Here is a 7,169-nt window from a genome sequence, read left to right as displayed (position 1 = left end):
GCGCCGGTGGCCATCAGCGCGGCGTCCCGAAAGCCGGTCAATTCCGTTGCCGCCCATGGTCAGCGAGACTGCCGCAAGTGGTCAATTTCAATTGCCGTAGACGGGCAGTTTTAGACTGCCGTTGACATGAGTGAATATTCGTGAGTTTGGATGGCGCTTCCCATTGGGGATATTGCTGTTGGCAGCAGGACCCTCAGCTTCAGGGAACCGTTGACCCGTCCGGGTTCCAGCCATCCGCCAGAAGTCCGGGCAGGTCTCCGCGCCCATGGTGAAGGTTCCTGGTTCAATCCAAAACGTGTTGCGGAGGATCCGGTCCTTGATCTTCGCGTGGGAAGGACCACCGCCGTCCCATCGTAGAGCCCAGTCCTTCGGCTGATATTGCGCAGCAATGAAGCACCGGAGCTGATCAGCAGCCACGTTCCTGGGGTTCCAAAGTCATGCGGGACAGCTTCCTGGCGGGACCATCGAGCCAACACTCCTCGGGCAGGTGAAAAGTGCTCTCCACCCCCTCCAACAATTTCGTGGCCGACAGTGGTGGGCCTGGGCTGGCGGATGTTTCCCTTCCCCGCCTGGTGCATGCACGTCGCGGACTCGACGTCGGTCGACAGCAGCTGTGGCCGCCTCGAGCGTTCAGCGCAGTGCCAAGGTGTCATTTGCGCATTTCCGCGGACGTTCTGCCCCTTGCCGGGCCCTCGGCAGATCAATTCCCATCTGGCTGTTGTGGATGGTTCCGTCATCCTCAGCATCGTCCCTGATTGCGCAATGTCGGACCGGGATCACCCGCCGGGCAACGGTGGTTCCCAACGAACGCCGTGGAGAACCTGCCCGATATGCGGCCACTGCCGATCCGTGCTTATCCAACATCTCGCCTTCGCCCCGCTAGTGCCCATTGGCAGCTGGGCGGGGCTCGTTGTCCCCTGGCCCCAGCCGACCGCGCTGACCGCGCTGACCGCGCTGACCGCGCTGACCGCGCTGACCGCGAACTTATCGACCAATCCATTTGGTAGGCTCCCCGGCCCCACTGGAATCCGCCCGGTTGAGAGTGCGCAATCGATCTCCACCACCCAAACGAGCAAATCCAATCCCGATGATCGCGTCTTCCGCCGGCTGGTGCGGCCACTGGTAGCAGGGTCGCACCGCTGCACGTTCGAGGCATCCTGTATTTGGTCTGTCGCCGCCAAATTCCGCGGACAACTCTCCGAGTCTCCAGGGTCGTGCTTGTGGTGACCCTTCGCAACCGAGAGACTTCGCAATTTCCTGACCAGCGCTTCATTCGCCATCTCCCCGTGATGCCACAAGGCACCCTCGTACCTCGTCTGGGTGCAGCCGTAGACGTGCCATCACACCCATGCAGGCCCGCCATGGCTGTCCACGTCGGTCTTCAAGCCATTCCGGGCACAGCTGGCGGGCTGGTCCGCGGCTCCGCGGCATCAAGCGTGTCCTCCGCTTGCGGAGATTTGTCGGCGCGCGAAAGGCAATCATCCGGAGTTCTCAGGCGAGACGGCACGGGCACTTGCCTTCATGCGACCCATTGCCGCCGCACTACACGCTTGCATGGACCCGCCTGAGCCTCGTTAATGTCGTCATGGGCCCACGTCACGATCCGGGCAGGATCCCCGAGACGATCGGGGCGACTCAGGCCGGCGACCTTGAAGCCGCCCTGTTGTTTCACGTGAAACAAACTCCCCGCAGCTTGAGTCATGATGAGTGCTCTCGCGGAAACCGCTAGCCCCTGCCTCCTTCTTGTTTCACGTGAAACACTTTCGGGCCCGGTCGAGATCGCCGCGGCAGTCGCCGTAGGACAAGCGGAGCCGGTTCGGTATCCCCACGTTTCACGTGAAACAATCTCGGGCAATGTTCATCAAGCGCTGTTTCATGTCCGCTCGAAACAGCCCGAAGTCGAATCGATCCCATCGAAGATCTCCGTGGAGGCAGAGTTCATGAGCAGTGGAAATCACTGCCACACCTCCGATTCCATCGTTTCCCTTGTGGGAAGAACCTACGTGGTTGGCTTCCCAACGGGATCGGAGGCGCGTTGATTGGAATCCCAGAGCGCTCGGAATCGGGTTCAACACCTTCGGTATGCTGCAGTCACGAGCCACGTCCGATCCGGTCATGAAGAAGATCGGACCAAGCGTAAATCCTCTATTCGTTTGCCTCGAGATGCGGGGGTGCAAAGGGTATCCCCGTAGTCCCCGACTTTCTGAATCGAAGGCCGGGGCGCTCGTCTTCCCTTGTGCTTCATGGGCGGGCGCAATATCTCGAGTCGCTGGATCCCGGATGAAGGGAGTGGCAGAATGATCTTCAATTTCTGCACCCTGGACTGCAGTCCCGGGGAACCGGCGTCGGCGCATGCGATCCTTGCGCGGAAACCACGTGTGAGGTACAGGACCACCGGCAGGTGCTTGCGCCCTCGACAGGCGGGTCCCCAATCACGAGACGCTCATCGTTGGGTCCGAAAGCCTGCCTTCGCTTCATGCTCCATCCCGTCATATGTGTTTCATACGTGGCCTGGCACGGACGATCGTTTGGTCCTGGGACGCCATGGAAGTCTAAGGCCACATATTGGCTCACCCACGGGACGTCGTCCGATCAACTCCCGTTGAAGTCCGGTCCCCCAACCATCCAACCCACGGTTCCCGTTGCAGGCACGAAGACATTCCTTTGGAGTCTGACCATCAGAGCTCATTTCGACACTGAGACCGACCTCGACGCCCCGCCGATGTTCCACACAGGCGCGGCCCAAATGGTGCTGCCGGTGATTCGAAGCCGAACGCATCTGGGTAGGATAGCCATCGCACTGCCTCGTGTACCTGCCCCTATTCTCAGTGACGGGGGTTGCGGTCTCAAATCCCGTCCAGCACGTTGTCGTCCGGGAACGACCTACCCTGCACCAACTTTCCGGCAGCATTGCTCTCAGCTCCGCCGATACCGCCAATTCATTGGTCCTCGCCACTTTCCGTTGGCAGCACTTGGACGAGATGATTCCCTTGCCCAATGATGCGTTCATTGCCTGCGCCGTGCTTGCCTATTGTTCCTGGATGGCAGCATATGCTCCTTGGAGCCGTCCGTACGGCTCTCGGAGGACATCCAGCCTGCCTCTTCCGGCATGATGCGCGGCGCGTGCCGGGGATGGGCCCTGAGCGCCTTCCCATCGGACATTGCCATCTCTTGCCGTCGGAAGCTGCGGGCAGGATCCACGGATCGACTTCGTCGGTGTTCTGCGGTCTGTATGCGCAGGAGGGCTGCATGCAGTGGCTACACGCCGGCAACCATGTTGTCGTTTTCATGGCCCCGTCCATCCACAGCACATTCTGGCTCGCGCCCGGATCCGTTCAAGGAAGGGAACCAATGGCGGCCCGCGGGCACCTCAGCGGGAGCTACTGGCACACGCGACAGTATCGGTGGTCCCCACAGTGAATAGAGGGTGCTCCCCTAAGCCACCGAATTCTCGTGTCCGACTTTCAGCTTTGTCCGGTATCAACTTTCCCCAGATCGACAGGATCGTTCGATCGAAACCAATCATGCGTGCGCCCCCTGCACACCTCCAATTGATGAACGCACAGCAAATCCGGATCATCTGTCTTTCGCTGGGGCGCACTGCGGCTCCTGAACGCCCTACCTATTATCAAATCCTCATCTGCACACACCGAACCCACGAAGCTATTTCCGATCCCTCATCTGCTGTTCGGGAACGGCTGGATTCGTGGACCGCCCGAGTCAATTTCGGGCGACGTTGGGTGGGATCCCTTCTCTCTGAATATCCGGAGGTTTGAGAGCCACCGGATATTACCTGTCAGAGCCACCAATATGGCTGTTGAGCGCCATTACCGCCCCGGGCGGGAGCCACCGGCCTTCAACGGATCCTTCCAAGCCTGAACGGCACCGATCTTCTCGCGAATGTTGTACCTTCGGGTTTCGCTTCAGATGGAGTTGTGGATGGTCCGGTCCATGTTCGCATCGGCGTGGCCGCCGAAGCCGAGTCGATGGCGGCAGTCATTCTACTGATACTGCCTGCAGCACACGGGCGAGGTGGAGCCGCAGCGGCGTTCGCCGGACTCGATCCGCTGGCAGAGACCCTTCTCGATAGCGCGCTCCGACAACGGCCCGCGGTCGTCGGCAGAATGGAGTCCGCAGTGCACTTCCAGAACTTCGCGGTGCCCAGCAGCTTGCTGACCTGAGCAATCCGAACAAAGGGTAGAGGCCGGGGCCGACTCACGTCGTGGGGCCAGCTGCAAGTCGACGGCAAAGTGGCTCGCATGGAAATTATTCCCCTTTCCCGGGATGGTCACCACGCGCGACATTGACGGCCCTCAAGGACGCTACTGGTGGCTCTGAAGGAGAATCTCGCGTTTTGGCGGGGAGGCTCTGAACGGCAATATTGGTGGCTCTCAAAGAATCAAATATTCTCCGTCGAAACCCGTTGCCTCGCACGAGTTCCTGTGCCGCCCTCGAAATGATTCCGCCGCCGGGGTGTCGACGGGCGGCTGGAAAGGAGCACGGCATGGGACTCATCCATACCGACATGTTTATTACCCTTGACGGAGTTGCGCAGGCTCCAGACGGGCCGGAGGAGGACGCCGAAGGCGGTTTCGCGTTCGGCGGTTGGCAGGCTCCTCTCTGGGACGACGTCGTCGACGATCAAGTCGGTTCCGGGTTGACGGAAATGGACGCCCTGCTGCTTGGGCGTCGGACCTACGATATTTCTTCCTCTTACTGGCTTCACGAGGACGGGAACACCGCGCAGGTGCTCAACCGCGTACCGAGGTATGTGGCCACGCGCCAGGCACCGATCCTCGAGTGGCACAACTCCACTCTGCTCGGTCCAGATGTCGTCGAAGCCGTGCATGAACTGCGCGACCGGCACGAGAACACCAGGTCATCGGCAGCCTCGATTTCGTGCAGACCCCCTCTTCACCAAGCAGCTTTTCGACCGGCTGGCACTCTGGGCGTGTCCCATCCTCCTCGGCAGTGGAAAGAAGCTCTTTGCCAACGGAGTGGTGCCGGCGAACCTCAAATTCATCGAACCGGTCGTCGCTTCGCCCAAGGGCGCGGTGATGCACCACTATCTCCTTGCCAATGGCACACCTGGCGTTGGCGAGATGCCATCCGGCGGGCAAGAGGGTTGGAACATAATCGCGGAGGAGCAAACCATGGTCGGGATGAAGGATCCTGTATGACGGCTGCCCATCGACAAATGCGGGATTTTCTCTCGTAGCGGGAACAAGGCGTTCACTTTGCCGTTTGGTGCTGAATCTGCGCCCTTCTTCAAGAGTGCCGTTGTCGGTCTGCTTTGCCGACCTGTACCGAACCGTCACCGACGGAATCCCTTCGTTGGTGGTGCACGAACCGAACCATAGACTTGGGAGCTACAGCTCTCAATTGCGCTCCCCCATCATTATGATCGGATGGTTCGGTGGCCATGGGCTGGTGACCTGCCAGGAATGTACCGCCGCGTCTGGTTCGAACATTGACGGTTTCATTCAGTCCCAAGTGGTCGTCCGCAATCAGCAAAAGGTTCCATGCCAAGCAACTCCGTCCACATGGACGCGTTTCACGTGAAACATTAGATCCCAGGACCCCACACACCTCCACGCAACTCCATCCCCAATTCCGATGCAGTGGGCGAATCGCCCTCTCTCGATGTTGGGCGTGCTGATGCTTGGTAGGGAGATTCAAAGTCCTGGAGCCAATGTTCCCTCAGGCTCTGCGCCGTCGCCCGTCCGGGGCACTTTCGCCGGCAAACGGGGGTCCATTACGGGCCCCGTCGTATCCTACGGACCAGCTAGCCGTTGGCCAGGTTCCCGCGAACGGCGTCCTTCTTGGAGAGGCCAAACTCAGCTGGAGATGGTTGAGTCAGCCGCTGACATGAGACGAAAGGCGGTCCAACACCGATCGATGCGTAGACCAGCGATGCCCCGCCTTCCGGGATCCTCGTCCCTATGCAGGTCGCACATCGCCCATTGTTGGCACACGGTACACGGCCGGTGCTGGCAAAGGGTCCCCTAGTTAGCTTGCCGGGTCGTATTGGAACTGCCGGACTTCTTGGGCGCAGCGGCATGCGACGGCGATCTTGGCGGCCCATTCAAGTGCGGCTTCGCGCGACGGCAGCTCGAGAACGGTGTATCCGCCATTGGGCACCTTGTGGCCCGGGTGTGTGCCCTCGGTGATGGTGCCATCGCCGGCCACGAGCACCGGATCCACGTTCCCATCGATCCCGCCACTGAAGACGTACACGCCTGCAGATTTGGCGTCGTCTATGACGGCGTGCGCATCGTGGACCACTGTGTTGAAGTCTTCCTCGGGGAACACCATGGCTTCTCCGGGGAACGAGATCAGGTACTTCGTCATACGTCCACTCCCCTGCTTAGGATCCACCATCCGTCGATGCCACCCTGCGAACCCTTCTGATATCCAGCACGATTATTGCCCAGGAGTCCGACAGTGGTCAAGGAAGGGAAGAACGCCACGGCTGAGGCATGGAACTTACGCGGATGGTACCGGTATAGAGCTATAGAGCACGATTCAACGCACGACCACTTGAAGGTGGGTCAACATGCATGATCTGCGCATGATCATGATCGGCGCGAGATGCAGAATAATCTTGGCCGACGCGTCCACCCCCGACGAACCGTTCTATGCCAAACTGCGCCAGCTATATGGCCGTCATGCTCTGCTCACCGTCGACATAATCGATGTACTCGCCAAGCAGCTCGACGGCCGATACATGGGTGCTTGCACACTGGCTCTTGGGGATCTGTGGGCATTCAGGGCGGGAACCACCCCCGACCAGCCGGAATCTTGTCCCGGCGATAACAAGGGCGTTCTTGGACGCCGCCAATACTGCCGCCATCCCCAGAAAATGCGCGTGTCACCCTTGCCAACGAATGTTTGAGAATGCCAGCACGGTACCGAAACCATGCGAATCTACAGGGATGCGCCGGGCGTCCGCCTTGCCAGACGAACAATGAGAGCTCCTCGGTACCCATGGAACGCCACTGCCTCCCGGAATTCATGATGTTGTCCACACGGTTTCGGCGTTAGGGCCGGTAGCGTCGAGGAGATTCCGGCATCTCAATGCGTGCATCTTTGGGTGAATTCAGCCACGCAACAACCTGGTTGCGAAGGTAAGTTTTGCAAGCTGGGTACAAGACGTTTTGGGGACCACC

3 protein-coding genes are annotated in these 7,169 nt (G+C 60.0%); 2 read left to right on the top strand and 1 reads right to left on the bottom strand.

Going from position 1 to position 7,169, the window contains the following annotated elements:
• The first annotated feature begins 4,847 nt into the window (after nucleotides 1-4,847).
• Nucleotides 4,848-5,180 carry a dihydrofolate reductase family protein gene (locus tag DQ353_RS22635; RefSeq protein ID WP_353616698.1) on the top strand — a complete coding sequence of 111 codons (333 nt, stop codon included), beginning with the start codon at nucleotides 4,848-4,850 and terminating at the stop codon, nucleotides 5,178-5,180.
• Nucleotides 5,181-6,009: 829 nt separating this feature from the next.
• Here the strand turns inward: DQ353_RS22635 and DQ353_RS15385 are convergent.
• Nucleotides 6,010-6,351: a YciI family protein gene (locus tag DQ353_RS15385; protein ID WP_113763763.1), complete on the bottom strand. Its 342-nt coding sequence runs from the start codon at nucleotides 6,349-6,351 to the stop codon at nucleotides 6,010-6,012.
• Nucleotides 6,352-6,556: 205 nt separating this feature from the next.
• On the opposite strand from DQ353_RS15385, the gene DQ353_RS21360 reads away from it, so the two are divergent.
• Complete coding sequence (locus tag DQ353_RS21360) at nucleotides 6,557-6,895, top strand: hypothetical protein (RefSeq protein WP_146755269.1); 339 nt, start codon at nucleotides 6,557-6,559, stop codon at nucleotides 6,893-6,895.
• Nucleotides 6,896-7,169: the final 274 nt, after the last annotated feature.

The sequence above is a fragment of the Arthrobacter sp. AQ5-05 genome, from assembly GCF_003287975.1.
GTDB lineage: Bacteria > Actinomycetota > Actinomycetes > Actinomycetales > Micrococcaceae > Paeniglutamicibacter.
This window is presented reverse-complemented; position numbering and strand designations above follow the sequence as displayed.

Excerpts from the sequence above, each read along its gene's own strand:
- DQ353_RS22635 (WP_353616698.1), top strand. The coding sequence starts at position 4,848 with ATGAACTGCGCGACCGGCACGAGAACACCAGGTCATCGGCAGCCTCGA.
- DQ353_RS15385 (WP_113763763.1), bottom strand. The coding sequence starts at position 6,351 with ATGACGAAGTACCTGATCTCGTTCCCCGGAGAAGCCATGGTGTTCCCC.
- DQ353_RS21360 (WP_146755269.1), top strand. The coding sequence starts at position 6,557 with ATGCATGATCTGCGCATGATCATGATCGGCGCGAGATGCAGAATAATC.